This is a genomic window from Curtobacterium sp. B18 (assembly GCF_000333375.1).
In the GTDB taxonomy this organism is placed as follows: Bacteria; Actinomycetota; Actinomycetes; order Actinomycetales; family Microbacteriaceae; genus Curtobacterium.
In genome coordinates this window covers 1-363 of sequence record NZ_BACZ01000576.1, presented here as the reverse complement: position 1 = coordinate 363, position 363 = coordinate 1, and the positions used below count along the sequence as shown (strand labels likewise).

The following is a 363-nucleotide window of genomic DNA, read 5'->3' as shown; positions in this document are numbered from 1 at the left end:
CGTCCCGCACCATCTCGGACAAGCGTCTTACCGGGGTCCGAAAGTTTGCGAACGCTTCGCTTCGGCGCACCGAATCATCGTGGGGTTCGAGTCCCTGCAGCGCCTCCAAGGGGCACCAACGCCGGCCAGCGGCGCCAGTCGATGTACCGGCTGGACTCCCCGTACGATTGACGTCGTGTCCAAGGTCCTGAGCAGTCTCCCCGTCGGCGAACGAGTCGGCATCGCGTTCTCCGGAGGTCTCGACAGGTACGGCCGTGCGGAAGACCTCGCCGGCATGTTCATCGTGTTCGTCGTCGCACTGTCGGCCGTCGTCGCCGGGTGGCAGGCCATCGACCGGTTCATCACCCCTCGACCGATCGAGAA

General features: G+C 65.3%; 1 pseudogene. It reads left to right on the top strand.

Annotated elements, in window-relative coordinates:
* Positions 1-175 precede the first annotated feature (175 nt).
* Positions 176-363: pseudogene (locus I5E_RS26540) on the top strand (cation diffusion facilitator family transporter); the annotation flags it as partial.